Genomic DNA, 25,912 nt, shown 5'->3' on the forward strand with positions numbered 1-25,912 from the left:
TAATCCCAAGGATGGGTCGGGCCTCCCTCCTGCGAAGAGAGGGAACGGACGCGGACCCTTTTTCAGCTGCACGGCCTGAATCATGCCCATCCCGAAGCTCTTCAGATCACTGTCCCGCGGCTGGCTGTCGCTTCTGGCGATACTGCCCGTCATCGCGCTGCTCAGTGGCTTTCTGCCGCTGGACTTCTCGCGGCCGACGCCGCTGGTGGGTGACGCCCAGCGCCAGGCGGAATTGCGCGAGCACTGGCAGAACGGCGACCTGATCGTGCTGGTGCGCCATGCCGAGCGCTGCGATCGCTCCAGCGCGCCGTGCATGGCCGATGTCAGCGGTATCACCGTGCGGGGCGGGCAGAGCGCCCAGGAGATCGGCCAGGACTTCGCCGCACTCGGCCTGGCCAACGCCGACATCCTCAGCAGCAACCAGCTGCGGGCCATCCAGACCGCTTCCTCGATGTTCGGCCGTACGCCGCAAGAGCAGCCCTGGCTGTACAAGTGCGAGGGCTCGATGCTCGACCAGGCGCTGCAGCACAAGGTCGCGCACCGCAACCTGATCCTGGTGACCCACAGCGAATGCATCGAGGACCTGGAACACTCGGTGAGCGTGGACGACCCGGCGACCCCGGACTACGCCTCGACACTCTTCGTGCTCAGCGAGCAGGACCAGTCTCCGCGCCTGCTCGGCTACCTCGATGCCGACCAGTGGCCGCTGAAGGTCAGCGGGCGCTGATCTGGCTGGGCGTGGCGCCCAGGCGGTAACGCTGCAATTCCTGCGGAGTCAGCACGCGCATGCGCTGCGGATCGATGCTCTGCATGGTGTCGGCCAGTTCCAGTGGAATGTCCATGTCGCGGAAATAGGTGCGGGCGTTGTAGCTGCCTGCCGCCTGGGACGAATCGCCAGCGGGGTAGTAGGGGCGATGCAGGCCCACGTAGCCGCGCACCGTCCGGTGCTTGCCGGCGGCCAGCAGGTAGACGCAGGAGCCCTGGCAGACGCTGTTGGTCGGCACCAGGGTTTCGAAGCCGGATTCGCGCAGCAGGCGGCCCATTTTGATCGATTCGGCGGCGCTGCCGCCGATGCTGTCGAGCAGGGCCACCTTGCGGGCGAACTTGCCCGGATTGGCCAGCAGCCCTTTGAACAGGCGCTCGTAGTCGCCCGGAGCGATGTCCTCGCTGATGCGTACCGCCAGCACTTCGCCGACCTTGGCGTGCTGCACCGGCTTCACCTCGACCTGGGCGGAGGCAAGGCTGGAGGACAGCGCAAGGGTGCAGAGCAGGGCAGCGCGAAGCATGGGGGTGAATCCTGTACGGGAGTCTTGTAGGAAGGCGCTGACGATACCCTGATACGCGCCGTCCGTCAGCCCGTCAGCTTGCCTTCAGACAGGTGCGCAGGAGGCGCCGCGCCGATTTGTTCACCCTGCGGCGCTCCAGCTCTTCGGGAGCGAACCAGCGGCAGTCGGCGATCTCGTTCAGCGGAGTGGGCTGCTGCGCCGGGTCGACCGGCGTCTCGAACACGTAGTGCAGCGTCTGGTACAGCTCCAGCGGCGCCACGTAGTTCATCTGCTCGATGGTGAGCCCGGTTTCCTCGATCAGCTCGCGGGTGGCGGCCTGTCCGGGGCGTTCGTCGGCCTCGATGCGGCCGCCGGGGAGGTTCCATTTCGACTTGGATTTGCGCACGAAGAGAATCTTGTCGTCGAGGCGGCAGATGACCGTTGCACGCTCTTTCAGGTTCTTAGCCATACCGGCTGCTCCTCGACACTCTTCCAACAGGTTTCAGGGTAGACATTAATCTGAGATTCCCAACCAGATGAACTGGTTACGGCGTTTATGTCGACAAATGGTAAGGATTGGTCGCTGGAAAGGTATGTCAGGCCTTTCTGAAGAATCGCCCGTCATCTTCTCGACTCGAAAAGGCTTCAAGGTGGACCGGCGCTGCTTCCTGAAGTGCGAACTTTCTGCACCGGCGTACCAGTTTCCATGGCCTACGCTTGATTCCTGCCGTTTCGCCGGACTTTTCCATGAGGTCACGGCGAGGGAGCGAGCCTGTAGTCCCGCTGACCCACCACCGGCCCGCCGCCGTGCGCCGGGCGACACCCTCAAGAGCCATCCGCAGGAGGAAATGCCATGAGCAAGCCCTACGTCCGTCTCGACAAGACCCAGGCCGCCGTGTTGCTGGTCGATCATCAGGCCGGCCTGCTCTCGCTGGTGCGCGACATCGAACCGGACAAGTTCAAGAACAACGTCCTCGCCCTGGCCGACCTGGCCAAGTACTTCAAGCTGCCGACCATCCTCACCACCAGTTTCGAGAGCGGCCCCAACGGCCCGCTGGTTCCCGAACTCAAGGACCTGTTCCCCGACGCGCCCTACATCGCCCGTCCGGGCAACATCAACGCCTGGGACAACGAGGACTTCGTCAAGGCGGTGAAGGCCACCGGCAAGAAACAGCTGATCATCGCTGGCGTGGTCACCGAGGTCTGCGTGGCCTTCCCGGCGCTGTCGGCACTGGAAGAAGGCTTCGAGGTGTTCGTCGTCGCCGACGCCTCCGGTACCTTCAACGAAGTGACCCGTGACGCCGCCTGGCGCCGCATGGAAGCCGCCGGCGCGCAGATGATGACCTGGTTCGGCGTGGCCTGTGAGCTGCACCGCGACTGGCGCAACGACATCGAAGGCCTCGCCGCGCTGTTCTCCAACCACATCCCGGATTACCGCAACCTGATCACCAGCTACAGCACGCTGACGGCCAAGAAGTGAGGCACCGGCCGGCGGGTGCCTCGCTCGCCGGCTCCCGGTCTATTGCCCCTGGTCTATTGCAGCGGCACCGGCTGCGTCCGCACGAATGACCAGCGGCCGGCGCCGTGCTGCGCGTCGAGCAGCAACTGGAACAGGCGGATCACGAAGCCGGTCTCGAAGCCCAGGCGCGCCGCACCATTGGGGTAGGTCTGCCGCATCGAAAACAACGCATTCCAGGGCGCCGAGCGGTCCTGCGGCTTCATGCTGTTCTGCGCTTCGTGCATGCCGTGGCGCAACGAATCCAGGTGCCGGTGCAGCACCGGGGTCAGCGGGATACGCCGGCAGAAGGGCAGCGGGGGTATTTCACTCGGGCGGCAGCGCTGGCCCAGATCTGCCATCCAGTAGGCCTCTTCGGCCTCGGTCATGAGCTTCTGCAGCAGCGGCAGCAGGTGCGTATCGCCGCGTTTGCGCAGGATGCCGTAGAGCGAATCGAAGCTGCGCTGGGCATTGCGCAAGTGCTCCAGCGAAGTCGGATTGACGTTCATGTCGGCCTCCCTGGCGCCCGGGCGCTGCGTTCCATGGCGAGTTCGTAGAGCTGGCGGGCTTCGCTGACCAGCGGCGCCAGGGCGGAGGCGAGGCGAGCGGTGGCGCGGATGAGGCCACTGTCGCTGTCGTCTTCCATCAGTTGCAGCAGGTCCTCGACCGCGGTGATGCGGCGCAGGGCGGCTTCGCGCAGGTGCTCGACCGGGGCCAGGGCGTTGACGAAGAGGACTTCCTCGCCGAACTGGCCGGTCAAGGGGACTGGGAGGAATTCACGCATGGGGCACCTCCGGGTTGAGGTGCGGCGCGTGGCGCAGGGTAGGGCGGGGCGCGAGGGTAAAAAGGGGATAGTTCATGTCAGCCACTACTTGGTCTAGGGATCAAGAAGCCGCCAATCAACCTTCCTACGGGTAAAGAGAGGCGGACCGTGCAAGGGTAGGAATGCCGGGACCAAGGAACCGGTAGGCCGAAGCCTCCAAGCACGGCCGCCATAGACACACGAAAGTGCAAAGCGGATTTCGCCTGCAATCGTGACTACAGAGTTGCCGTACCTTGATCCTTACTTCCCGGGTTCCTACGCCCGTCCGCGATGAACTGCGGCGAATCAGAGGCTAGAGACGGCGCCTGTAGGCCTGCAAGGCTAATGACCCGTGGGACTTTTCGGTTGCTGACAGCGATCCCGAGGCAGGACATTGCCGACAGAATGAAACGGGTCTCATCCCGTTCCCCAACACGTAGGACTGCAGGGCCGGGCCAGGTCGTGGAGCGCGCCGGGGGCTGCTGCGCGGGACCCAAGCCGCAATTCGGCAATCGTCCCGTCGCGGGCGCTTTCCGACTCCTGCTGCGTGCCCAGGCGGGCAGTAGCATTGCGCGTTTTTCATCGCGCCAGGAGTGCAACCGCCCATGCCCGCTTCCGATTTTCCATGGTTGGCCGTCGTCTTCGCCATGCTGACGGGCCTGGGCGTTACCCGCTTGCTGTCCAATGGCGCGGCGGCCATGCGTTCGCGGGCGGTCGCGAAGCTCGACTGGCTGCCAATTCTCTGGAGCGCGTCGATCTTCCTGACGCAACTGGATTACTGGTGGGCACTGTACGAGCTGAAGGAGACGGTGCCGCAGTGGACCTACCCGGCTTTCCTGCAGTTACTGATTTCGCCGCTGGCACTGTTCTTTGCCGCGGCGATGGTCATGCCGTCGTCCGAACTCAAGCCGGGGGAAAGCCACCGCGAAATATTCGAATCTCACGGCCATTGGGCGTTGATAGCGCTGTTCTTCTACCACGTCGAGGGCGTGGTCGAATCGATGCGGTATTGGCACGAGGGAGTTCTGGCCAAGAGGAATGTCCTCATGATGGTCTTCGCTTTGCTGCCGTTGGCAGCTTTCTTTGGCAACCGACTTGTCCAGTATTTGCTGGTATCGACGTATCTCGTTCTGAGCGTCCTGCTGATCTTCTTCAGCATCGATGATCTGATCTGATCTGGCGACGCGCCGTCGGACCGGGCGCGTCATGGCTGGGGCCTCGTCCTAGAAAACCGCGAACTGGTAGCTGGCGATCAGCCGCACCTCGTCCACATCGCGCGCCGACTGTTCGTAGTTGGTGCGGTAGGTGGCGTTGCGCAGGCGCAGGCTGAGGTCCTTGAAGGTGCCGGCCTGGATCACGTACTTGAGCTTCACGTCGCGTTCCCATTCCTTGCCCTCGTCGCCATTGGCCAGGGCGATGTGGTCGCCGTTGACGTAGCGGGTCATGAAGCTCAGACCGGGCACGCCGACGCTGCGCAGGTCGAAGTCGTAGCGCAGTTGCCAGGAACGCTCCCGGGCATTGGCGAAGTCGTTCACCTGCAGGTAGTTGGCGAGGTAGGGGTTGCTGCCGTCGAGGTAGGGCATGGAGCTGTCGCCGGTCATGCGTTGCCAGCCGGCGCTGAGGATGTGGCCCTCCTGGGCATAGGACAGCAGCAGGCTGAGGGCGCGGTTGTCGATCTGGCCGGCGCGGGCCGAGCCGTCGTCGTCGCTGTCGAACCAGCGCAGGTCGGCGGTGACCTTGCCGGCGCCCAGCGCCTGCTTGCCGACCATGCCGACGTAGCGCTGGCGGTAGACATTCTCCAACCCGCCCTGGGCGTATTGCAGCAGGAGCTGGTCGTTGACCGGGTAGTCGGCCTGGTAGGCGTCGAAGCGGTTGCCGGTGGTGTCGCAGGCATAGCGCTTGTTCTTGCAGTTCAGGCGCAGGTCCTGGGCATCCGTGGAGTCGCGCGCGGTGTAGCGCTCCAGACGCGTGGCGGTGAGCTTGAGGCGGGCGATCTCCTCGCTGGTCAGTTGCGCGCCGTGGAACATGTTGGGCAGCAGGCGGCCGTCGTTGTACTTGAGCAGCGGCATGTCCGGCAGCATCGCGCCGTATTTGAACCGGGTGTGGGAGACGCGCAGTTTGCCGGTGACGCCGGCCTTGGCGTACTGGTCTGCAGAGTGACGCGGGTCGTGGCCGCTGGAGGGCAGCAGGCCGCTGTTGCTGTCGGCGGGGCTGGAGTCGAGTTTGACGCCGAGCATGGCCAGGGCATCGACGCCGACGCCGACGGTGCCTTCGGTGTAGCCCGACTGCAGGTTGAGGATGAAGCCCTGCGCGCTTTCCTCGCGTTTGGAGGCGCCCTGCGGGTTGGACGAGCTGCCGTCGCGGAAGTCGCGGTTGAAGTAGAAAGTGCGCGACTCCAGGCGCGTGCTGCTGTCCTCCAGGAAGTCGGCGCTGGCCGGGGCGGCGATGCCACCGAGCAGGGCGAGGGCGCTCAGGCGGGTGAGCGGGCTGGAGGAGAGGGGCGAGGGCATGCGGTGACTCCGGGGGGCGCTGAAAAAGCGCGCGAAGGTGTCACAGAAGGGCAGTCGGGTCTTTGCGACCATGGTCTAGATCGCGGGTTTCGCCCGGGCGGGTCCGTCGGCGGTACCGTCGGACGGTCGGCTGAAACCTTCGGGCCAACCCCGCGTCCACCGTCATGCCATTCCCCGAACCGCTGGAGGTGAGCATGAAAGGCCATGGTGAAATCAGCGAGCGTCCGGGCGTTGCCCGCGAACGCTGGCCGGACCGGTCCGGCGCCGGCGACAGGCGCGGGGTGCCCGGTTACCCGCAGCGCCAGGTGCCCCTTGGCGGTTCGCGGCATATCGACCCGGAGCTGGGTTTCGATCCGGATTCCCCGGACCTTGCCGACCCGCAGGTCGACCCGCCGCATCCGCCGCACATTCCCCACGACGGGCCGGACCCGCAGGGCCAGCGGCGCGTGCCGGGGGACCAGTACCCGCCCTATTCGCGCCGCTGAAACGGCTCGTTCAGAACGCGTCGGCAGCCTTGCACAGCCGGGTGTCCTGCAGACTGCCGCTAAGGTTGCGGCCGTCACCCAGGCGCACCAGCCGCGCCAGGCACTGGCCGCTTTCCACCAGCAGCAGTTCGTAGTCCTGCCCGGCTTCGGGGGTGAAGGTCATGGATTGCTGGCAGCTATAGGAATAGCCGCTGCTGACCATGCCCCGGCTCTGGAAGTTGAAGGCGAAGGGCTGGCCCGCCGGTATCTGCACTTCGCTGCTGGCGAAGCCGCCCTGGCCCAGCTGCTCGGCCTGGCGGCTGGGCGGCATGCCGAGGCTCTGGCCGTTGCGGCTGGCGAAGCCCGATTGCGCCACGGCGATCACCCCGGCACCTTCGCGGCGCCAGTCGATGCAGGCGCTGGCGGGGACGCCGCGGGCCATGCCGTTGGTGATCACCCGTAGCCGCGCGGTATCGCCACCGCTGGGTGCGGAGTAGGGCGTGGAATACGACTGCACGTTGGCGAGGTTGCCGCAGCCGGTAAGCAGCAGGGTTCCCAGCGCCAGAGCAGCGGCGCGGGGGGAGAGGTTGATGTCCATGGAGATTCCTGGTCTCAGCGCTGTCCGGCGGCCTTGGGCGGCGCGCAGCAGTTGCGCGTGTCGATGACCTTGCCGCGGCATGCGGGCAGCATGGGCGGGTTCTTGCACAGCAGGTTGCTGGCCGGGCGGGTGTAGTGGAAGCCGCGGTCGAGCATGCACAACTGCGCGGCGGCGATGTCGTTGAGCAGCATCTCGTCGACGGGCTCGATGACCGTGGTGTAGCCGCAGCCTTTCATGGCCTGCTGCACGCCCTGGCTGTCGCTGCCGGCCTGCGTCCATTGCGTGTAGGCGGGCGGGCGCTGGCTGGCACCGGCCTTCGGTACACCGCCGGCCGCCCGGCAGGCGGGCAGTTGCGGGCTGGTGTCGCAGAGGGTGTAGCGGTCCTGGTAGGCGAAGCCCTTGCCGAGCATGCACTGCTCGGCAAGGGCGTAGTCGTTGCTGGTGATGCTGGTGCTGTCGACGTAGGCGGCATCCGGGAATCCGCAGGCCAGCAGGGCGTTGCGCACGCCCTGCTGGTCGATGCCGGACTTGCCCCACAGCTCGAAGAGCGGCGGTGGCGGCTGCAATGGCCGGGCCTGGCTGCAGGCAGCCAGGAGCAGGCAGGGCAGGAGGACGGCCAGGGCGCCGTGGCGCTTCAGCATGTCAGCGCTCTCATGGGGTCTGCGGGTAGGTCTTCACGGGGGTGAGCACCGGTTTCTTGTCGGGCATGTCCTGCCAGAACTTCTGGCAGGCGGGGTCGCCGTTGCCATAGCAGTTGTGCACGGTGTACTTGCCGCCGGCCACGTTCTTGATCTCCTTGAGCGCGTTGCTGTCGTCGGGGATGGTGCCGCCGGTGTCGGGGTTCCAGCCGATCCAGCCGCCCACCGGGTCGGTCTTGTGGTTCTGCAGCTGGACGACCATCTCGTTCTTCTTCTCGTCACTCATCGAGTCGCGATTCTGCAGCATGGCCAGCAGGTCGTCAGCCTTGGCGGCGCTGTAGGCCGGGCCGTAGAAGTTGAGGGTGGTGTTGCTCAGGCTGCCGCTGGGGTCGGGCAGGCGGGCGATGGACTCCATGGCGTTGCCGGTGGTCATCGAGCCGCGGCTGTGGCCGTCGATGTGCAGGCCGGTTTCGCCATAGCGCAGCAGGGCGTCGCGGGTCTCGACGGTGGCGTTGGCCAGGCCCCAGAAGTCGTTCTCCAGGTACTTCTGGTAGCCAGCGATGAGCAGCTCGGACACGGAGTTGCTGGCATCGGGGAACCAGATGAAGTACTGCGGGCCGTCGGCGGTACTGTGCTGCGCCGCGTAGCGGGCCGCGCCGTTCTCGTCGTTGAAGATGCCGTTGTTGGCGATGTGCACGCGCCCGTCGCCGCCGGCCTTGAGGTTGGCTTTCTCGCTGTCGTCGAGTTCGCGGCGCAGCGGTACGCCGTCCTTGTCGCGCAGCACGTTGCCCTGGTCGTCGGTGAGGATGACGAACATCCGCGCCTTCTCCAGGAACATCTTGCGGTAGGCGTCGTCGGTGAACTGCACGGCCTGGCGGTAGGTTTCGTTCTTGATCGCCTGTTCCGCCTCGGCGGTGCGGCGCATCTCGTCGACATCCTGGCGCTCGGCGGCGGTGTGGGCATTGGCGGTGTCGCGGTCGAGACTGGCGATGGTGTCCGCGGCGTTCCTGCCGGTGAGTTCCTGCTGCAGGGCGTCGTCGGTGATGACCACGCTGCCGGCGCTGATGGCGCTGCGGGTGTCGCCGGACGAGGAGCCTGAATCCTTGCCGGAGTTCAGCGCGTTGCCGACGATGGCCTTGCCGACGCCGTACTTGCCCTGGGTGAGCATGTCGCTGCTGAGGTTGACGCCGCTGCTGGTGGCCTTGGCGTCGGCCTGGTTGTGGATGTCCGCCTGGGTCAGGGTGCCGGTGCTGAGCTGGTTGCGGCCGGCCTCGATGGCGGCGTCGCTGCTGGCGATGAGCCCGCCCTTGAGGTCGGTGTTGCCGTTCACGCGGATGTCGAAGCCACCGTCGCCGGCCTTGATCCCCGATTGCTCGGTGACGCTGGCGTAGTTGGAGTTCTGTTTGGCGGTGTTGCTGCTGACGCTGCCGCTGGAGGCGCCGTAGCAGAACGGCGGGATGCACAGGCTGACGCCCACGCCCTTACTCGACTGCTTGGCGTCATAGGTGCTGGTGTCCTGCAGGCTCTCGATGCTCAGGTTGCCGCCGACGTCGGCGGTGACCTGCGGTGCGCTGACCACCGCGCCTTGCAGCTGGGTATCGCCGCCGGACTGCAGGTTGACCTGGCGCCCGCCGTCGACGTGGGTGTTGCTCCAGACCAGGTCCTTGCCGTCGGCGTTGCCGCGGCTCTGCGAGGCGCCGGCATTGATGGTGAAGCCGTTCTGCGTGCCACCCACGGCGAAGCCGATGCCGATGCTGGCGCTGCTGCCCTTGCTGGTGCTGTGCTGCTCGACGGTGTTCTTCGCCGCCAGCAGGGCGATGTCGCCCTCGGCCTTGAGGTTGGCGTCGCGCCCGGCGCTGATCTGGCTGCCCTGCACGGTGATGTCGCTGTCCTTGCCGGCGCCGCTGGCGACGATGTTCACATCACGCCCGGCGCTCACGCTGGAACCGGCGGCGGTGCTGCCGCGCTGCTCGCTGCGGCTCTCGTTCTTGCTCGCGCCGATGGAGATGCTGATGTTGATGCCGCCGGCCTGGGCCGGGTTGGCCATGACCGCGGAGGCGGCTCCGGCGCCTTCCATCGCGACGTTGGCGGCCGCCAGGGCCTTCATGCGGTTGTCGTCGGTGCGCTCCGCGGACTTCTTCATCTGCTGCGCGGTCTGCACGGCGGTGATGATCGGGTTGGTCAGGGTGACGGAGAGGCCGCTCTGCTTGAACTTGCTCTCCTGGGTGCTGAGGTGGGCGTTCTGCGCCTCGACGATGTCCACCGTGCGGCCTTCGATGTTCACGTCGCCGTTAGGCGCGCTGACCTTGCTGCCGACCTGGCGGTAGGCCTCGCCGGCCTTGATGCTGACGTTGCCGTTGATCGAGCCGACGGTGCTGGCGGCGGCGCTGTCGCCATCGTCGGTGTTCTTCACCGATTGCTGCTGGCTGCCGATGGTGAAGCCGATGCCGCCACCGCTGAACAGGCCGCTCTTCTTCTCGTCGCGGCTGTGCTGTTCGTTGAGGTGGTCGGTGGCGGAGGCGATGGTCACGTTGCGGCCTGCCACCAGGGTGGTATCGCCGTTGGAGACCACGTTGCTGCCTTCCACCTTGAGGTCGTTGCCGGCGCTGACGTAGGTGGTCTCGCCGCTGAAGGTGGCGCCCTGGGACAGGGTCTCGTCGACGGTGTCGCGGGTGACGATGGTCTTGGAGGAGAACCAGCCGGTCTTGCTCTTCACCTTGTGCGCCTCGTCGGCCATGGCGCTGTTCTGGCTGGCCGTGAGGTTGACGTCGTGGTCGGCGGCGGCCTGTACCGCGCCCTGTTCGCTGGTGACGCTGGCGCCACGGGCGTTGAGGTCGTGGCCGGCGATCAGGCGCACATCGCCCTGGCCCTGCACGCTGCTGGCCACTTCGCCGGCGCTGGACTCCTTGCGCCAGTTGCTGGAGTTCCAGGTCATGCTCTGCTGGTCCTGGACGGCCACGGTGCCGAGGTTGATGTCGTTGCCGGCGCCCAGGGTGGTCTTGCCGCCTTCGCCGCTGTTGACCACCTGGGCGGCGTTCAGGTTGAGGTCGCGCCCGGCAGTGGCGATCAGCTCGCCGGCCGGGTCGGAGACGAACAGCCCGGCGACGCGCGATACGCGGGTGGCGCTGCCCTGGGCGCTCTGGGTGTCCTGGGTGCTGGAGGTCAGGTTGATGTCGCGGCCGGCCACGGCGGTCAGGCTGTGGCTGGCGTCGATCAGGCCGCCGAGGTTGTTCAGGTCGCCGCTCGCCTTCACGCCCACGTCGGTGCCGGTGAGGCGGCCGCCGAGGTTCTGGATGTTCTGCGAGGTGATGGACAGCACGTTGCGCCCGGCCAGGGTGCCGCTGTTGACCAGGTCGTTCTGGATGTTCAGGTCGACGTTCTGCCCGGCCATCAGTGCGCCGGAACCGTCGATGTCGCCCTGACGAACGCGCACGTACACCTGCGGTACCAGTGCACGGGTCACGCTGCCGTCGGGGAGGGTGACGTCCTTGGCCACCAGCCAGACGATGTCGCTGGTGAGCTGCGCCATCTGCTCCGGGGTCAGGGCGATGCCGGGCACCAGGTTCCAGGCCTGGGCGTAGGTCAGGCCGTTGTCGAGCAGGGCGCGGTACTGGGTTTCGTCGTTGCCGTAGCCATCGAGGAAGCGCCGGCCGGTGAGCTGGGCGATCTGCTCGCGGATCAGCTTCTGCTCGTAGAAACCGTCGCCCAGGCGCGTGAGGGTCAGGCCGGGGTCCACGCTGAGGCGTTCGAGCATGTAGTCCGAGGAGAGCCAGGTGCGGTAGTTGGTGAAGCGCGGGTCGCTTTCGATCAGGTAGCCGCTGGTGGCCTGCGGGTTGACCTGGAACAGGCTGTTGTCCGGTACGCGGGTGTCGATGCCGCCGGTGCGGATGGACTCGGCGACGCCGGCCGTGTTCTTGCTCTGCACGGCGGTGACTTCCAGCACCGGGCTGATCACCCGGCCATTGCCGACGTTGACCTGGGCGGCGCCGGCGCCGGAGGCGGGCTGGTCGACACGGCCCAGGTTGAGGTCGCCGATCTGCGTGCCGCTGCCGGCATGGGCGGTGTTCTGCTGGTAGGCGCCGGGCTTGAGGAAGATGTCGACGATGCTGGCGGCCGGGTTGTAGGCCGCGCCGTCGGCGCCCTGCTTGTCCCGGCCCTTCTTCTGGATGCGGTAGAAGTGGGTGACGATGCCGCTTTCGGTGGTGGTGCGCGCACCGGGCGCCTCGGTGTTCTCCAGGCGGCCCAGGTTACCGCTGATGGTGCCGCCGGCGATGATCCGGCTCTTGTCGTTGAGCGCGTCGGCGACGTCCAGGCGCAGGTTGCCGCCGGCGAGGATCTGCGCCGGGTCGGAGCTGAGGATCTGCGTCTCGCGGGTCACCCGGGTATAGCTGTAGAGGTTCCAGTCGTCGCGGATGCCTTCCGGGGTGACCAGGTGATCGACCTCGGAGTTGTAGATGGAAATCTGCTCTGGCTTGTAGCGCAGGGTGGAGCCGGTGAGCTGGTATTCGAGGACGCTTTCGCGACCGACTTCCACTTCCTGGGTGCTGAAGTGCTCGTTGGTATTGCGCAGCACCGCGCTGGCCAGGCCCATGTCGCCCAGGGCCTCGATGGTGGCGCTGGCGTTGCGGACTTCGTTGGCGCTGCCGGTGGCGTGGCCGGCAGCGTCCAGCGTGCCGCCGAGGTAGAGGTCGCCGGCGCTGAAGAGCAGGGCATGCTCGCGGTTGAGCAGCGAGCCGACGCCGATGTCCAGGCGGTTGCGCGCGGCGATCACCGCGGCCTTGCCGTCCTCCACGTCGTTGCGCAGGGTGCCGGCGGAGACCGACAGCTGGTCGCCGTAGATGCGCCCGCTGCCCAGGTTGTTCAGGGTGCCGGCGTTGGCGCGGGTGGTCTGGCCGTCGAGCAGGCCGCGGTTGGTCAGGGTGCCGCTGGCGTCCACGGTCAGGTGGGTGGCGCTGAGTTCACCGGCGGCGCTGTTGGTCACGTCGCTGGCGCGGATTTTCAGGGCCTGCCCGGCAACCAGCCGGGCCTGGTTGTCCAGATTGCCGGCCGTCTGCAGGTCGATGCTGCCGTTGGCCTGCAACTGGCCGCTGTGCACGTAGCTGTCGCGCAGCTTCAGGCTGATGTCGCCCAGGCTCAGGGTCTGGCCGTCGCCGCCCAGGCTCCTGCTGTCGATGCTCAGCTTCTGCCCGGCGATCAGCTTGCCGTCGTGGTTGAGGATGGCGAGGGACTTGCTGGCCGCGCCATCGAGGATGTTCAGGTCCTTGCTGGAACTGATCAGGCCTGCGCTGTTGTCCAGCTGGCCGCTGCTGTTGAGGGTGAGGGTCTCGTCGGCGCGCAACGCGCCGGACTGGTTGTCGATCTGGCTGGCGTTGAGCGTGAGCCAATGGCCTTCGAGGCCCTGGTCGGCGCCCTGGGTGTTGCGGTTGTCGATGGTGCCGGCGCTGACCACCAGCTTGCCGCCGGCGCGCAGCAGGCTGCCGGCGTTGTCGAGGCGGCCGTTGGCGAGGTCGAGCACCGCGTCGCCCAGGGTCTGCAGCTGGCCGCCACGGTTGTCCAGGCCGCTGGCCTGGATCCGCACCTTGCCTTCGCTGGTCAACAGGCCGCCACGGTTGTTGGTGATCTGTGCGCTGCTGAGGTCGAGGTCGCCCTTGCCGCCGATGAAGCCGGCGCTGTTGTCCAGGTTGCCGCTGGCGAGGATGACTCCGCCCTTGCCGAGCAGGCCGCCGCTGGCGCCGGAGTCGGTGTTGCTGATGGCCTGGCCATGGGCGTCGATGCGCAGCAGGCCGGAGGCCTGGACCAGGCCGCCCTGGTTGTTCAGGGCGCCGGTCTGCAGCTCGACACCGTCGCTGGCGATCAGCACGCCGTCCTGGTTGTCGAGGGTGGCGCCGTTGCTGTCGAGCTTGAGGTTGCCTGCGCTGATCAGGCCGTTGGCGTTGAGCACGCCCTGGCCGGAGAGGGTGATCTGCTGTTGGCCTTCGATACGGCCGCCACGGTTGTCGAGCTTGCCCTGGGTGGCATCGACCGCGACCGTGCCGTCCACCGAGCCGAGGGTGCCGTCCTGGTTGCTGATCGAGCCGCCACGGGCGGTGAGGGCGCCCTTGGCGGCGAGGGTGCCGGTGTCGTTGTTCAGCTTGTCGGCGTTGACGTCGAGCGTACCGCTGGCAGTGACCTTGCCCTTGGCGTTGAGCAGCTCGCCGGCTTCCACGCGCGAGTTGCCGGTGGCCGCAAGGGTACCGGCGCCGTTGTCCAGCTTGCTCTTGGCCTTGGCCTGCAGGTCGCCGCCGGCAGCCTGCACGGTGCCGGACTGGTTCAGCAGGGTGCCGGCGTCCAGTTGCACGCCGCCGTTGCCGGCAAGGGTGCCGCCGCTGTTGTCCAGCAGGCCGCTGGTGCTCACGCGCAGGGTGCCCGCGCCGGTCTGCAGGATTTCGCCCTGGCGGTTGGAGAGCGACGCGGCGTCGATGGCGATCTGCCGGGCCACGGTGCTGGCGCCGTCGAGCAGGGCGTCGTGGAACTTCGCCTGCAACTGGCCGTTGCTGGCCAGCGAGCCGTCGCGGCCATCGGCGGAGTTGGCGCTGACATTCAGGGTGCCGTTGCCGGCGTGCTCGACCTTGCCGTGGCGGTTGTCCAGGTTCAACGAGTCGAGCGTGAGATTGGTGGCGTTGCTGGCGATGCGCCCGTCGCTGTTGTCCAGGGTGCCGGGGAGGGCGATCGTCATGTCGCCGCTGCCGGTCTGGATGATCTCGCCCTTGCGGTTGGACAGGTCGTGGGCCTGCAGCTGCACGCTGGCGCCAGCCAGGCGGGCGGCGTCACTGGTGAGCTTCTGCGAGGCGCTGACCGCCAGCGCATTGCCGGCGTCCACCTGGGCGCCGGTCAGGTCGGCATTGCCGTTGCTGGCGCTGAGGCGGACGTTCTGCGCGCCGGCCTGGCCCTGCTTGAGGTCGAGGCTGGCGCCGGCGATGTCGAGGTCGCCGCCGGCCAGGGTCGCGCCCTGGTTCTTCACCTGCTGGGCGGCCTTGATATCGAGTCGGCCGCTGGTGCCGATGCTGCCGTCGGCCTGCACGCCGGCGGCGAGGGTGGCCTTGCTGTCGTTGACGATCCCGCTGGCGCTCAGGCTGACGTTCTGCTGCGCCGCCGCGATGCCGCTGTTGTGGATGTCGCCGCGGCTGCTCAGGGTGGTATCGCCCTTGGCGTACAGCGAACCGCTGTTGTCGATGCCGCCGTTGCTGTCCAGGTGGACGTTGGCGGTGGCGTTGATCTGGCCGCTGTTGCCGATGCGCCCGTCGGCGCTGATCACCACGTCGCCGGCGCTGGCGCCGATCTGCCCGGCATTGCGCACGCCAACGCCGGCTTCGGTGCCCACCAGCATGATCTTGCCGGCGTACATGCCGCCGAGCTGGGCGACGTCGATGGCCACCGAGGGCTTCTCGCCGTTGCCTTCGATGGCCCGTGCGCTGCTGTTGTCGGCATTGACCTGGTTGGCCCCGGCGGTGACGCGCAGGTCCTTGGCCCAGACGCCGGCGTTGACCTCCACGGAGCGGGCGATCACGTCGGTGAAGTCGGTCTGGCTCGCGTCCAGGCCCTTGCCGGTGATGGCGATGTGGCCGCCGCGCACTTCGTAGCCCTGCAGCTGGCCGTCGACGATCTGCGCGGTGCCGGTGGTGAGGGTGGCGCGGTTGGCGTTGATGAAGCCGCAGCCGTCACAGGCGATGCCTGCCGGGTTGGCGATCACTACCTGGGCGCGGTCGCCGGCCACTTCCACGTAGCCGCGCAGTTGGCTGGGGTTGCTGCCGTTGACCTCGTTGAGGATGACCCGCGCGGTGCCGTTGGCCAGCGCCTGGTTGCCGTCGATCCAGCCGCCGAGCTGGGTCTGCACGCTGGTGCGCGAGTTGTTGAGGATCGCGCCCTGCTGGTTGACGTCGAACTGGCTGTAGGTGTTGCGCGAGACGCCAGCGGCGCTGGGTGTCTGGATGTTCACCTGGGGCACGCCGTTGGCCGAGTTGATCACGCCCGGCTGCTGGTTCTGCGGCGCGCCGCGGTCGGCGACGATGTCGGCGTGGGCCAGTGGGGCCAGGCTGACCAGCCCCAATGCCGCCATCAGCGCGAAGCGCAGCGGACGCAGGCTGACCAGCAGCGAGGCGACGCCCAGCGGGCCGTCGGTGGTGCCCGGCGCCTTGCCCTGGCTGGTGACATTCTCGGCGACGACCATCAGCTGGCCGCGAGCCTTGTTGAAAACGATGCGGTAGAGGTGCTTGTTCATACAAATCCCTTTGTCGGTTCTTGGCGCAGGCCGCGGGGCGCGCTCAGAGCTGGATGGCCAGCGGGTGGTCGGAGAACCATGCGCGCCCTTCGGCGGGCATGACCGCGACACCCTGGAACGTCTTGATCCTCAGGCCGCGTTGATCGCCACGGTGGTACAGCGCCCGGCCGCAGCGATGGGCGAAGAAGTGCCGCTGCAACACGCGCGACACCGGAACGGAGTGGCCGAACGGGGCTACCCAGTCGTTGAACCAGATGCGCTCGCCGCTGTTCCAGTCGGCGGCCGGCATGCAGATGGCCGGCTGGCTCAGGTAGCGCGCCTCGGCCTCCAGGCTGAGGTTGCTGAAGGCGACGTAGAACACCGGCCGGCCGTCCTGCCGGCCGAGGATGAACTGGCGGTGACTGATCGCCGGCAGCAGCAGGGCGTTGAGGGCGTGCAGCGGGATGTCGCGGTGCGCCGCCGAGTGCAGCCACAGCCAGACCGCCGAGCCGAGTACCTCGGCTTCGCTCCAGGGCTCGTCGGAGAAGCCCGGCGCGGTGATGTCGAATCCGTCGATATGCATGGGCGCCTCCTCAGAAGGACCAGGTCAGGTTGAAGCCGCCGGTGGTGTTGGCGGTGTCGAAGCCGCTGGGCTTACTGATCGGCTGGCCGACGAAGACGTCGTAGGACACGCCGCGATAGCCGCCGCGCAGGCCCAGCACGTAGCCGGCGAGGTGGGTGCCGATCAGGTACTTGCTCGATTGCCCGCCGACTTCGCCGTAGTCGACGCCGACGTAGGCTTCCTGGCCGGTCTGGCCCAGCGCCAGGCCGAGGTCGTTGCGGGTCAGCCAGCCACGGTCGGCGGAGAGAATCTGCTCGCCGTCGAAGCCGCGCACGCTGTAGCGGCCGCCGATGGTGAAGCGGTCCTGGGGCACCAGCGGCGTGCGGTTCCATTGCGCGCGCCAGGAGCTGCTGTAGCGCAGGCGCTGGTCACCCAGGGCGAAGGGCACGCTGAGCTGGGCTTCGGCGGTGATGATCTTGGAGCGCGAGGTGCCTTCGTCGAAGGGTTCTTCCGGTGCCGCCATGGCGTTGCCGGCGCCGGTGCCGCGGCGGTAGCCGGTGCTCAGGTAGAGGGTGGAGGCGCCGATGTATTCGGTATGGGTGAGGCCGAACGACCAGCCGGCCATGCGCCGGCGCTGGATCTCGATCTCGGTGTCGTCGATCCAGTTCTTCGAGCGCCGGGTCCAGCCGCCGAGGCTGGCGGTGGTCTTGCGCACGGCGTCGCGGTAGAGCATGCGGGTGAGGGTGATCTCGTCGTTCTTGCTCTCGCCGCTGTAGCTGTAGTCCTGGTTCGCCCCGGAGATGGTCTGGTGGTAGTCGTACTCGCTGGAGGTTACCCCCAGCAGCCAGTAACCGAAGGGCACCGAGTAGTGCAGGGTGTGCCCGCGCGAGCCACGGTCGCCGGAGTCGCCGCCGCCCAGGTCGTGGTTGTAGCTGAAGTAGAAGAGGTCGCTGAGGGTCAGGAAGTTGTCGAAGGACACCGAGGTGGTGCCCAGGTACTTGCCGGTCTCGTCGGTGCCTGAGTCGTCCACCGAGAGGCTGAAGCGGATCGGGAATTTCTGCCGCCAGGCGATCACCAGGTCGCTCTCGCCGGGCTGCGCGCCGGCGCCTTCGGCGGCGGTGATCTGGATATCGGCATCGGCGGTGGGCACCCGCTTGAAGTTCTCCAGCGCCTGTTCGATGTCGCGCAGGTTGAGCAGGTCGCCGGGCTTGGCCGGGACGGTGTTCCACGCATTGGCGCGGTGTGAGGTGCCTTCGGCGAAGCGGATGGAACGGATGCGCCCGGGCACCAGGGTCAGCTCCAGGGTGCCGCTTTTCAGGTCCTGTGGCTGCGCCAGCACGCGGGAGGTGACGAAGCCGCGCTCGATGATCGCGTTCTGGATGCGCTTCATCGTCAGGTTGATGCCATTGACGCCCAGGCACTGGCCGGTGGCCGGGTCATCCTTCGGATCGGCGGCGCGCAGCGCCCACTGGAAGCGCTCGGCCGCATCGCCGACCAGGGTGATCTGGCGGATGGCGAAGCAGGGCGCTTCGTCCTTCGCCAGCCGGTTGGCGTCCAGTCCGCTGGGCGGCAGCTTCAGGCGCACGTCGGGCGAGGGTTCCAGCTGATCGCGCAGGGCGCGGTCGCGTTCCTGTTGCTGCAGCAGTTGCTGGGCGGGCAGCGGGTCGGCGGCGAGGGCCACGCTAGTGCAGGCTGCCATCGCGAAAGGAGCCAGGATGGCCAGGTGCAGCGCCTTGCGAAGGGGGAGATCGGTGCCCATCCATGGGGCTCGTGGAGCAGGGCCGGCATCTACCGGCAGCTCTCTACGACAGGAGAGAAGAGCCATTTCGCGTCCTTGTGAAATATCTTGCAAAAACTCGTCGAATTATGACGACCGGTCCTGAATCTGACCGTGAATCCGTTCTAATCGCTGTAAATCCGTTGATACACCGGTGTCCGATGTGTAACGCGGATATGACAGTTCCGACGGTTCGAGATGAAGGACGGAAAATTTGTTCCGAATTTTTACCAAGGGCTGACGAACGGTCTGATATGCCATTGCGGTGATATCAGTTTGTTTTTGCCGGGGCGGGGCCGGCCGGGTGGGCACAGGCCCCCTCGCTCCTGCAGTGGAATGCCGAGCTCACTCCTGCGCAGAGACCTGTGCCAACCAGAAAGGCCCGCACCAAGCGGGCCTTTCTGGATGAACATCAGGCGTCAGCTGCCCTGCGGCATCTCCCCCCGCGCCAGGCGCGCATTGATATCGGCAATCACCGCTGGCAGTTCGGCGATGGTGTCGATCAGGTAATGCGGGCGCGAGCCTTCGAACATCTGGCCGATGCGGCGGCGCTCCTGGTCCAGCTTCTCCGCCGGCAGCGCCTTGTATTGCTCGTAGGTCAGGCCCAGGGCGTTGCCCGAGCAGGTCAGCGCCACGGTCCACATCCCGGCGCTGCGCCCTTCGAGGATGCCCGGCCAGGTGTCGTCGACCTTCACGCAGGCCGCCACGTCGTTGATGCCCAGGGCAATCACGTTGGCCAGTGCCTGAGCCGGGTGCGGACGGCCATTGGGGACTTCATCGGTAGCAACGACATGGTCGGCGACGTAGCCGTTGGTCTTCGCCAGGGCTACGACCTTCTCCATCACCACCGCCGGGTAGCCGGAGCAGGAGCCGATCTTCAGACCGCCCTGGCGCAGCGCAGCGATGGCATCCAGCGCGCCGGGGATCAGCGCCGAGTGCTCGGCGATCTTCTCGATCTGCAGCGGCATGAAGCGCTCGTAGATGGCAGTGACGTCGTTATCGGTGGGCAGGTGGCCGAAGGCGGCGCGGTAGCGTTCGCCGATGGCCGGGATGTCGCACAGGGTGCGGATGTGGTCCCACTTGCCCATGCCCATCGGGCCGCGGGCTTCTTCCAGGCTGACCTGCACGCCGAACTCGGCGAAGGCCTCGACGAAGATCTGGGTCGGCGCGAAGGAGCCGAAGTCGACCACGGTGCCGGCCCAGTCGAGGATGGCGGCTTGCAGTTGCTGGGGTTGCTGGTAGTGCATGGTGATGCTCCTGTGAGGGGATTCTTGAGGCTGAGTGCGGCCCGCCCGGCGTCGTGGCGGGCTCGCGGTGTCAGGGTTTATTCGGGGTGAGGGTCAGGCCGTGGAGTCGAACAGCTCGGCGATGATCGGCCGCTTGCGGCGGATGCCCAGGCAGCACAGGTAGTAGCTGATGTGGAACGGGTCCTCGGCGAAGGCGATGGAGCGCGTGCCCGGCCGGTCGGCGTATTCCACCGCCGAGACGAAGCCCACGCCGATGCCGTGCACCACCGCATGGACGATGGCCTCGCGGCTGTTCAGCTGCATCGCGCAGTCCAGTTCCACGCCGTGCCGGCGACAGCCTTCCTCCACCAGTTGGCGGGTACGCGAGGCCGGCTCGCGCAGCACCACACGCTCCCTGGCGATCTCCTGCACGCTGACCGAGTCCTGCCGTGCCCAGGGGTGGTCGTCGCGCACCACCGCGAGAATCGGGCAGGTGCGATAAAGCTGCGTGCTCAGGCGCTGGTCGAATTCGGAGAGGGCGAGGATCGCCACGTCGATGTCGAAGTTGTACAGCCGCTCCAGGGTTCCGGCCTCGCTGGTGAAGGAGGTCTCCAGCTCGATATCCGGATACCGCTGCATCAGCGAGTAGGTCAGGCTCATGGCAATCGGTGGCGACACCGCGCCGAGGCGCAGCATGCCCTGCTTGCGCTGCTGGAAGCTCTGCAGCAGTTGCAAGGCTTCGTCCTCCTGGCCGAACAGGCCCTGGGTGATCGCGTAGAGCTGCTGCCCGGCCGGGCTCAGTTCGATGAACCGGCCGCGACGGTGGAACAGCTCTACCGAAAAGCGCTTCTCCAGGCCGCTGACCTGCTCGCTGATGGTCGGCTGGCCGACGCTCAGCAGCGCCGCGGCCTGGGTGAAGCTGCCGGTGCGGGCCACGGCATGAAAGGAGCGCAACCACTTGTGGTACTGGTACATGGCTTCTCTTTTTATCGGGGGCGTCTGGCATCAGGGCTTGCCGCATGGCCTTGCCCTCAGCGCCGGACGAAAGCGGCGACCACCGCGCTGCACACGCAGGCCGTGGTGACCACGATGAAGATCAGTGAAGTATTGCCGGTCGTATCCAGCATGCGACCGATCAGGGGTTCGGCCAGACCCGCAAAGAGGTAGGAGGAGAAGTTCATGATCCCGGTGGCGGTGCCGGCGCGACGGGCGCCGACCAGGTCCGGGCAGAGCGCCCAGAAGCTCGACGCCGGGCCGTAGACGAAGAAGCCGCAGAGGAACAGCGCAAGCAGGCCGACGCCGCTGTGGGCCGGCAGGCTCCACATCCACAGGCTGGTGAGGGCGCCCAGCACCATGTAGAGCATGATCGCGCGGTAGCGCTTGCTGCCGAACAGGCGGTCGGAGACCCAGCCGTTGCTCAGCGCGCCCACGGCCATGCCGACCGGCAGGGCGATGGTGATCCACTTCGGGTCGATGAAGCTCTGGCCCTTCTGCCAGTCGGCGCCGAGGAAGTGCACCGGCACCCAGACGATCAGCCCGTAGCGCGCGGCGTTCTGGAAGCCCAGCGACAGCGCCGCCACCAGCAGGCGCGGGTTCTTCAGCACGGCGAGGTAGCGTTGCGTCGAGGTTTCTTCCTCGCCGTGGGCGGCTTCGCTGGCGCGGTCCTCGGCGTTGGCCACGCCTGTGTCGGCGAGCGGTTCGAAGCCCATGTCCTGCGGTCGCTCGCGGGCCACCAGGTAGAACACGATGCCGCCGGCGAGCATCAGCAGCACCGGCAGGCGGAAGATCCAGCGCCACTCCAGGTGCATCACGTCGATGACTATCACCGAGGTGACGTAGGACAGCACCGACGCGCAGCCGGCTGCGAACACGTAGAAGCCGTAGACCTTGCCGCGCTCGGCGGCGCTCCACCAGTTCGACAGCAGGCGGCTGCCCGGTGCCCAGCCCAGCGCCTGGAAGTAGCCGTTGATGCCCCAGGGCAGGATCAGGCTGCCGAAGCCGCCGGCAAAACTGGTGACCCAGTTGGCCGCGCAGGACAGCGCCGCACCGAGGCTCATGATGCGCCGGCCGCCGAACTTGTCGGCGAGGTTGCCGTTGATGGCCTGGCCGATGGCGTACATCCACAGCATGGCGCTGGAGGCCCAGCCGAGGGTTTCCTTGCTCAGGCCGAACTCGGCCTGGATGCCGGGGATGGCGAAGCCGAAGGTCTGGCGGCCGGTGTAGAAGAACAGGTAGCAGAACATCGCGGCCAGCAGCATGCGCCACTGGGCGAGGCGAAACGGGGTGACGGCGGAGACGGGGCCAGACAGGGTTTGTGCACGGTTCATGGTGGTTTTCCTTCTTGTTCGCTCGCGCCGGCGCAAGGCTCGGCGTGTCGGCACTCTTATTCGGTGCAACAGGAAAAGGCGGCCGCCAGGGCCGCCCGGTGAGGAGCGGCGTCAGGCGGCCTGCGAGCCGATGAAGTTGCGGCCGCGGGCACCCTGCATGGCGAAGTCGATCATCGCTTCGGCTTCGGCGGCCGTCACGCCGTAGTCGCCGAACTCGGTCTTGACCCCGAGACGATGGAGGAATTCACGCAGGCGCTTCTGCGCGCCGGCCAGGTCGCTGCCGAACACCCGTTGCAGGGTGCGGTCGCGATCGGCGTCGCGGCCCCAGGCCAGGCCCAGGACCAGCGGCAGGGTGAAGGAGCAGGCGATGCCGTGGGGCAGGCCGTGGCGCAGGGTCATCTCATAGGAGATGGAGTGGGCGAGCGCGGTCTTGGTGTTGGAGAAGGCCATGCCGGCCTTCAGCGCGGCCAGAGCCATGCGCGAGCGCAGTTCGCGGTTGGCCAGGTCCTGCTGCAGGCGCGGCAGGCAGTCGAGGATGTCCTCGATGGCGGAGAGGGCGAAGGTGTCGGAGATCGGGTTGGCGTTGTGGTTCCAGATCGATTCCAGCGCGTGGGACAGCGCGTCCAGCCCGGTGGAAACCGTCACTCCGGCGGGCACGCTGAGCATCAGGTCCGGGTCGATCAGCGCGACCTTCGGCCAGGTGCAGTCCAGGTGCAGGGAGTACTTCTTCTGCTGTTGCGCGTCCCAGATGGTCGCCCAGGGCGTGACTTCGCTGCCGGTGCCGGCGGTGGTCGGCGCGGCGATCAGCGTCTTGCTGTGCGCCGGGGTGAAGGGCTTGCCGGCGGCCAGCAGGTCGAGCAGTTCGTTGAAATGGCCGGACTCGGTGCCGACGATCAGCGCCTTGGCGGTGTCGATGGCGCTGCCGCCGCCGAGGGCGAAGACGGTGCTGCAGTCGGCTGCTTCGCGCCAGAAGCGCTCGTGTACATCGCGCAGCCAGGCCACGTCGGGGTTGGGTTGCACGTCGTCGATGACGTAGGCGAGGCGTTCGCCGAGCAGGCTGCGGACGCGGTCGATCAGCCCCAGTTGCGCGGCTTCGGGGAAGGTCACCAGGGCGACCTTGCCTTCGCACAGGTCGGCGATGCGGTCCAGGCTGCCGCCGCCGAAAACGGTGGCGACCGGATTGTGGAATCGGGCAGGCATGGGCAGTTCCTTGTTGTTGTTTGAACGTGCGGCCATGCTCGGGGCCTCGTCGGTTTCGTTCCAATCGATTGATCGCAGGTGGGCATCGGCCAGACCGATAACGGCAGGTGCGGGCATCTTGGGCAAACTCCGGGCGTGCGCCTGCCCGGCGCGCGCCCGGAAGGCGCACGCGGCAGGAGGTTGGGGCGGAAGGGAAGAGGGTGGGGGCCAGGGCGGTCAGTGCCGCCCGTTACCCTGGATGGCGTGGCGCAGGCGGTTGGACAGCAGGTCGGCGAGCACCACCATGACGGTGATGACGACGATGCAGGTGGCGGTCTCCTGGTACTTGAACAGCTTCAGGCTGCTGACCAGCTCGAAGCCCAGGCCGCCGGCACCGACCATGCCGAGCACGGTGGCCGAGCGCAGGTTGACCTCGAAGCGGTAGAGCACCACGGCGATCCACGCGGTGATCACCTGCGGCAGCACGCCGAAGACGATTACCTGCAACGGCCGCGCACCGGTAGCCTGCAACGCCTCGATGGGGCCCTGGTCGATCTCCTCGATGCTCTCGGCGAAGAACTTGCCGAGCATGCCCACGCCGTGCAGCGCCAGGGCCAGCACGCCGGGGAAGGGGCCCAGGCCCACGGCGGAAACGAACACCAGGGCCAGGATCAGTTCGTTGATGCTGCGGATGACGTTGAGCAGCTGGCGCGTGGCGAGGTACAGCCAGCGGTTGCCGTGCAGATTACGCGCGGCGAGAAAGCCCAGCGGCACGGCCAGCACGATGCCCAGCAGGGTGCCCCAGAGGGCGATCTGCAGGGTCTCCAGCGCCGGGCCCCAGAGGCTCGGCAGGATGCTCAGGTCCGGCGGCAGCGAGCGGCTGAGGAAGTCGCCGATCTGCGGCAGGCCGCTGGCCAGTTCGCTCCAGCTCAACTGCGCGCCCTCGGCGCTCCAGTGCAGCAGGTAGAGCACCGCCAGCACGGCGGCGCCGGTGGTCAGCCAGCCGCGCCTGGTTTGCGGGGTTTCGACCATCCACTGGTGGCTGCGCAGGTTCATGCTCCGGCTCCTGTTTCGCTGGCGTAGACCGCGCGGGCGGCTGCCTGGTAGGCGGTTGCCTCGCTGTTCGGGCGTTGCTGGTAAATGCGCTGCAGGGCAGCGTCATCCAGTTGCTCGCGACTGCCGTCGAACACCAGGCGGCCGTTGGCCAGGCCAACGATGCGGTCGCCGAATTCCCGCGCCAGGTCCACCTGGTGCAGGTTGCACACCACGGTGATGCCCAGCTTGCGGGTGGCTTCGCGCAGGTAGTGCATGACCAGCTGCGCGGTCTTCGGATCGAGGCTGGCCACCGGTTCGTCGGCGAGGATCACCTGCGGCCGCTGGGCCAGCGCGCGGGCGATGCCCACGCGCTGCATCTGCCCGCCGGAGAGCGAATCGGTGCGCGCTTCCGCCTTGTGTTCCAGCTCCACCCGGCGCAGGCATTCGCGGGCCAGGGCGACGTCCTCGCGGCTGAACAGTTGCAGTACCGAGGCAAGGGTACCGACGCAGCCCAGGCGTCCGGTGAGCACGTTCTTCAGCACCGACAGGCGCGGCACCACGTTGTGGTGCTGGAAGATCATCGCCACCCGCCGACGCAGTTCGCGGGTATCGCGCGCCTGCATGGCGTTGACGCCGGCCACCTGCAGTTCGCCACCGTCCGCCTGTGCCAGGCGGTTCATGCAGCGCAGCAGGGTGGACTTGCCGGCGCCGGACTGACCGAGGATCACCACGAACTCGCCGGGCTCGATGCGCAGGTCGATCCCGCGCAGCACCGGGTTGTCGCCGTAGCCCTTGGTCAGTTGGGCGACACGGATCATTTCAGACTCCGCAGGTCGAGATCGAGCACCTTGGCGGTGTCGCGCACGACGTTGTAGGCGGCGTCGTTGGTGGGCTGGAAGCCGTTGAGCAGGCCCTGGTCGCCCCACGGCACGTCCTTGATCGAGGCGAACGCGGCGACCAGTTTCTGCTGCAGTTCCGGGTCGAGGTTCTTGCGCCAGACCATGGGCGATTCGGGGATGTCGTCGGACTTCCACACGACCTGGATATCGTCCTGCTTGACCTGGCCCGAGCTGATTGCGCCGGCGAGGATACGGTCGGCCACGGCGGCGGCGTCCACCTTGCGGTTCGCCACGGCGAGGATGCTGGCGTCGTGGGAGCCGGAGAAGATCACCCGCGAGAACAGCGCCTTCGGGTCATGCCCGGACTGCTCCAGGCCCGCCTTGGGGAACAGGTGGCCGGAGGCGGAGCTGGGGTCGACGAAGGCGAAGGTGTGGCCCTTGAGGTCGTCGAGGCTGCGGATGCTGCTGTCCTGACGGGCGATGATCAGGCTGTGGTAGGCGCTGGTGCCGGTCTTCTTGGTCACCGCCACGGCGAAGGCGTCGGCGCCGGCCACCTGGTGCGCCAGCACGTAGGAGAACGGCCCGAGGTAGGCGACGTCGAGCTTGCCGGCGCGCAGCGCTTCGATCACGCCGTTGTAGTCGGTGGCCACGAACGGCTTGACCGGCATGCCCAGGCGTTCCTGCAGCTGGTCGAGGACTAGCTGGCTGCTCTTGATCATGGCCTGGGAATCCTCGGAGGGGATCAGGCCGACAGTGAGGACGTCCTGCGCCTGGGCAGTGGAAGCCAGGGCGGAGGCGAAGGCGAGCGGCAGCACGGCGAAGCGGAACAGTCTGGTCAGCGAAGTCATGGCGTTACCCGGAGGTTGTGTTCGGTAGCGCCAAAGCTAGGGCTGTCATGTGACAGTCACGCCATCAAATCAATATGGGTTAAAGCACTAATCCATTGACAGGAGCTATGG

21 protein-coding genes are annotated in these 25,912 nt (G+C 67.2%); 4 read left to right on the forward strand and 17 right to left on the reverse strand.

Annotated elements, in window-relative coordinates:
- The first annotated feature begins 82 nt into the window (after positions 1 to 82).
- Positions 83 to 727 carry a histidine phosphatase family protein gene (locus J2T47_RS23055; RefSeq protein WP_253452080.1) on the forward strand — a complete coding sequence of 215 codons (645 nt, stop codon included), beginning with the start codon at positions 83 to 85 and terminating at the stop codon, positions 725 to 727.
- Here the strand turns inward: J2T47_RS23055 and J2T47_RS23060 are convergent.
- Positions 714 to 1,286 carry a hypothetical protein gene (locus J2T47_RS23060; protein ID WP_253452083.1) on the reverse strand — a complete coding sequence of 191 codons (573 nt, stop codon included), beginning with the start codon at positions 1,284 to 1,286 and terminating at the stop codon, positions 714 to 716. The two genes, J2T47_RS23055 and J2T47_RS23060, sit on opposite strands and share 14 nt — an antisense overlap.
- Before the next feature lie 73 nt (positions 1,287 to 1,359).
- A complete protein-coding gene (locus tag J2T47_RS23065) occupies positions 1,360 to 1,734 on the reverse strand; it encodes an NUDIX hydrolase (RefSeq protein WP_253452086.1) in 375 nt (124 codons plus the stop codon).
- Between the two features lie 384 nt (positions 1,735 to 2,118).
- Here J2T47_RS23065 and ycaC point away from each other — a divergent pair, with 384 nt between their 5' ends.
- Positions 2,119 to 2,745, forward strand: coding sequence for an isochorismate family cysteine hydrolase YcaC (ycaC, locus tag J2T47_RS23070; protein ID WP_253452090.1), 627 nt, complete (start codon positions 2,119 to 2,121; stop codon positions 2,743 to 2,745).
- A 53-nt stretch (positions 2,746 to 2,798) separates the two neighbouring features.
- Here the strand turns inward: ycaC and J2T47_RS23075 are convergent, their stop codons facing one another.
- Together J2T47_RS23075 and J2T47_RS23080 are read right to left on the reverse strand one after the other, a co-directional pair.
- Positions 2,799 to 3,269, reverse strand: coding sequence for a LasR-specific antiactivator QslA (locus J2T47_RS23075; RefSeq protein ID WP_253452092.1), 471 nt, complete (start codon positions 3,267 to 3,269; stop codon positions 2,799 to 2,801).
- Positions 3,266 to 3,544, reverse strand: coding sequence for a hypothetical protein (locus J2T47_RS23080; protein ID WP_253452095.1), 279 nt, complete (start codon positions 3,542 to 3,544; stop codon positions 3,266 to 3,268). Before J2T47_RS23080 ends, J2T47_RS23075 begins: the two co-directional genes overlap by 4 nt.
- A 623-nt stretch (positions 3,545 to 4,167) precedes the next feature.
- On the opposite strand from J2T47_RS23080, the gene J2T47_RS23085 reads away from it, so the two are divergent.
- The gene (locus J2T47_RS23085; protein WP_253452098.1) at positions 4,168 to 4,737 is read left to right on the forward strand and encodes a hypothetical protein; all 570 of its coding nucleotides are present in this window, start codon (positions 4,168 to 4,170) and stop codon (positions 4,735 to 4,737) included.
- Between the two features lie 48 nt (positions 4,738 to 4,785).
- On the opposite strand, the gene J2T47_RS23090 is transcribed toward J2T47_RS23085, so the two are convergent.
- Complete coding sequence (locus J2T47_RS23090; RefSeq protein WP_253452101.1) at positions 4,786 to 6,072, reverse strand: OprD family porin; 1,287 nt, start codon at positions 6,070 to 6,072, stop codon at positions 4,786 to 4,788.
- A gap of 194 nt (positions 6,073 to 6,266) precedes the next feature.
- Here J2T47_RS23090 and J2T47_RS23095 point away from each other — a divergent pair, with 194 nt between their 5' ends.
- A complete protein-coding gene (locus J2T47_RS23095; RefSeq protein WP_253452104.1) occupies positions 6,267 to 6,557 on the forward strand; it encodes a DUF6021 family protein in 291 nt (96 codons plus the stop codon).
- A gap of 10 nt (positions 6,558 to 6,567) precedes the next feature.
- Here the strand turns inward: J2T47_RS23095 and J2T47_RS23100 are convergent, their stop codons facing one another.
- From J2T47_RS23100 to phnD, 12 genes are all read right to left on the reverse strand, one after another.
- The gene (locus tag J2T47_RS23100; RefSeq protein ID WP_253452106.1) at positions 6,568 to 7,134 is read right to left on the reverse strand and encodes a hypothetical protein; all 567 of its coding nucleotides are present in this window, start codon (positions 7,132 to 7,134) and stop codon (positions 6,568 to 6,570) included.
- Positions 7,135 to 7,148: 14 nt separating this feature from the next.
- The gene (locus J2T47_RS23105; protein ID WP_253452109.1) at positions 7,149 to 7,775 is read right to left on the reverse strand and encodes a hypothetical protein; all 627 of its coding nucleotides are present in this window, start codon (positions 7,773 to 7,775) and stop codon (positions 7,149 to 7,151) included.
- Between the two features lie 10 nt (positions 7,776 to 7,785).
- On the reverse strand, positions 7,786 to 16,029 hold the full coding sequence (locus J2T47_RS23110; RefSeq protein WP_253452112.1) for a two-partner secretion domain-containing protein: 8,244 nt from the start codon (positions 16,027 to 16,029) through the stop codon (positions 7,786 to 7,788).
- A 43-nt stretch (positions 16,030 to 16,072) separates the two neighbouring features.
- On the reverse strand, positions 16,073 to 16,591 hold the full coding sequence (locus J2T47_RS23115; protein ID WP_253452115.1) for a toxin-activating lysine-acyltransferase: 519 nt from the start codon (positions 16,589 to 16,591) through the stop codon (positions 16,073 to 16,075).
- Positions 16,592 to 16,601: 10 nt separating this feature from the next.
- Entirely contained in the window at positions 16,602 to 18,329 is a 1,728-nt protein-coding gene (locus tag J2T47_RS23120; protein ID WP_253452117.1) for a ShlB/FhaC/HecB family hemolysin secretion/activation protein, read from the reverse strand.
- Positions 18,330 to 18,766: 437 nt separating this feature from the next.
- Positions 18,767 to 19,594: a phosphonoacetaldehyde hydrolase gene (gene phnX, locus J2T47_RS23125; RefSeq protein ID WP_253452119.1), complete on the reverse strand. Its 828-nt coding sequence runs from the start codon at positions 19,592 to 19,594 to the stop codon at positions 18,767 to 18,769.
- Positions 19,595 to 19,687: 93 nt separating this feature from the next.
- Positions 19,688 to 20,548 (reverse strand): LysR substrate-binding domain-containing protein, encoded by an 861-nt coding sequence (locus tag J2T47_RS23130; RefSeq protein ID WP_253452121.1) that lies wholly within the window; start codon positions 20,546 to 20,548, stop codon positions 19,688 to 19,690.
- Between the two features lie 56 nt (positions 20,549 to 20,604).
- Positions 20,605 to 21,900, reverse strand: coding sequence for an MFS transporter (locus tag J2T47_RS23135; protein ID WP_253452122.1), 1,296 nt, complete (start codon positions 21,898 to 21,900; stop codon positions 20,605 to 20,607).
- A 111-nt stretch (positions 21,901 to 22,011) separates the two neighbouring features.
- The gene (gene psrA / locus J2T47_RS23140) at positions 22,012 to 23,100 is read right to left on the reverse strand and encodes an iron-containing alcohol dehydrogenase PsrA (protein ID WP_253452125.1); all 1,089 of its coding nucleotides are present in this window, start codon (positions 23,098 to 23,100) and stop codon (positions 22,012 to 22,014) included.
- 216 nt (positions 23,101 to 23,316) lie between these two features.
- Positions 23,317 to 24,135, reverse strand: a complete 819-nt coding sequence (gene phnE / locus J2T47_RS23145) for a phosphonate ABC transporter, permease protein PhnE (protein ID WP_253452127.1) — start codon at positions 24,133 to 24,135, stop codon at positions 23,317 to 23,319.
- Positions 24,132 to 24,932 carry a phosphonate ABC transporter ATP-binding protein gene (gene phnC / locus J2T47_RS23150; RefSeq protein ID WP_253452130.1) on the reverse strand — a complete coding sequence of 267 codons (801 nt, stop codon included), beginning with the start codon at positions 24,930 to 24,932 and terminating at the stop codon, positions 24,132 to 24,134. Before phnC ends, phnE begins: the two co-directional genes overlap by 4 nt.
- Positions 24,929 to 25,801 (reverse strand): phosphonate ABC transporter substrate-binding protein, encoded by an 873-nt coding sequence (phnD, locus tag J2T47_RS23155; protein ID WP_253452133.1) that lies wholly within the window; start codon positions 25,799 to 25,801, stop codon positions 24,929 to 24,931. Before phnD ends, phnC begins: the two co-directional genes overlap by 4 nt.
- Positions 25,802 to 25,912 lie beyond the last annotated feature (111 nt).

The organism is Pseudomonas nitroreducens, assembly GCF_024170165.1.
Classification (GTDB): domain Bacteria; phylum Pseudomonadota; class Gammaproteobacteria; order Pseudomonadales; family Pseudomonadaceae; genus Pseudomonas; species Pseudomonas nitroreducens_C.

What these genes read in the sequence shown, in the direction of transcription:
- J2T47_RS23060 (WP_253452083.1), bottom strand. Translation starts at nt 1,286, where the DNA reads ATGCTTCGCGCTGCCCTGCTCTGCACCCTTGCGCTGTCCTCCAGCCTT.
- J2T47_RS23095 (WP_253452104.1), top strand. Translation starts at nt 6,267, where the DNA reads ATGAAAGGCCATGGTGAAATCAGCGAGCGTCCGGGCGTTGCCCGCGAA.
- J2T47_RS23135 (WP_253452122.1), bottom strand. Translation starts at nt 21,900, where the DNA reads ATGAACCGTGCACAAACCCTGTCTGGCCCCGTCTCCGCCGTCACCCCG.
- J2T47_RS23120 (WP_253452117.1), bottom strand. Translation starts at nt 18,329, where the DNA reads ATGGGCACCGATCTCCCCCTTCGCAAGGCGCTGCACCTGGCCATCCTG.
- ycaC (WP_253452090.1), top strand. Translation starts at nt 2,119, where the DNA reads ATGAGCAAGCCCTACGTCCGTCTCGACAAGACCCAGGCCGCCGTGTTG.
- J2T47_RS23115 (WP_253452115.1), bottom strand. Translation starts at nt 16,591, where the DNA reads ATGCATATCGACGGATTCGACATCACCGCGCCGGGCTTCTCCGACGAG.
- J2T47_RS23100 (WP_253452106.1), bottom strand. Translation starts at nt 7,134, where the DNA reads ATGGACATCAACCTCTCCCCCCGCGCCGCTGCTCTGGCGCTGGGAACC.
- J2T47_RS23090 (WP_253452101.1), bottom strand. Translation starts at nt 6,072, where the DNA reads ATGCCCTCGCCCCTCTCCTCCAGCCCGCTCACCCGCCTGAGCGCCCTC.
- J2T47_RS23085 (WP_253452098.1), top strand. Translation starts at nt 4,168, where the DNA reads ATGCCCGCTTCCGATTTTCCATGGTTGGCCGTCGTCTTCGCCATGCTG.
- phnC (WP_253452130.1), bottom strand. Translation starts at nt 24,932, where the DNA reads ATGATCCGTGTCGCCCAACTGACCAAGGGCTACGGCGACAACCCGGTG.
- phnD (WP_253452133.1), bottom strand. Translation starts at nt 25,801, where the DNA reads ATGACTTCGCTGACCAGACTGTTCCGCTTCGCCGTGCTGCCGCTCGCC.
- J2T47_RS23130 (WP_253452121.1), bottom strand. Translation starts at nt 20,548, where the DNA reads ATGTACCAGTACCACAAGTGGTTGCGCTCCTTTCATGCCGTGGCCCGC.
- phnE (WP_253452127.1), bottom strand. Translation starts at nt 24,135, where the DNA reads ATGAACCTGCGCAGCCACCAGTGGATGGTCGAAACCCCGCAAACCAGG.
- J2T47_RS23065 (WP_253452086.1), bottom strand. Translation starts at nt 1,734, where the DNA reads ATGGCTAAGAACCTGAAAGAGCGTGCAACGGTCATCTGCCGCCTCGAC.
- phnX (WP_253452119.1), bottom strand. Translation starts at nt 19,594, where the DNA reads ATGCACTACCAGCAACCCCAGCAACTGCAAGCCGCCATCCTCGACTGG.
- J2T47_RS23105 (WP_253452109.1), bottom strand. Translation starts at nt 7,775, where the DNA reads ATGCTGAAGCGCCACGGCGCCCTGGCCGTCCTCCTGCCCTGCCTGCTC.
- J2T47_RS23080 (WP_253452095.1), bottom strand. Translation starts at nt 3,544, where the DNA reads ATGCGTGAATTCCTCCCAGTCCCCTTGACCGGCCAGTTCGGCGAGGAA.
- J2T47_RS23075 (WP_253452092.1), bottom strand. Translation starts at nt 3,269, where the DNA reads ATGAACGTCAATCCGACTTCGCTGGAGCACTTGCGCAATGCCCAGCGC.
- J2T47_RS23110 (WP_253452112.1), bottom strand. Translation starts at nt 16,029, where the DNA reads ATGAACAAGCACCTCTACCGCATCGTTTTCAACAAGGCTCGCGGCCAG.
- psrA (WP_253452125.1), bottom strand. Translation starts at nt 23,100, where the DNA reads ATGCCTGCCCGATTCCACAATCCGGTCGCCACCGTTTTCGGCGGCGGC.
- J2T47_RS23055 (WP_253452080.1), top strand. Translation starts at nt 83, where the DNA reads ATGCCCATCCCGAAGCTCTTCAGATCACTGTCCCGCGGCTGGCTGTCG.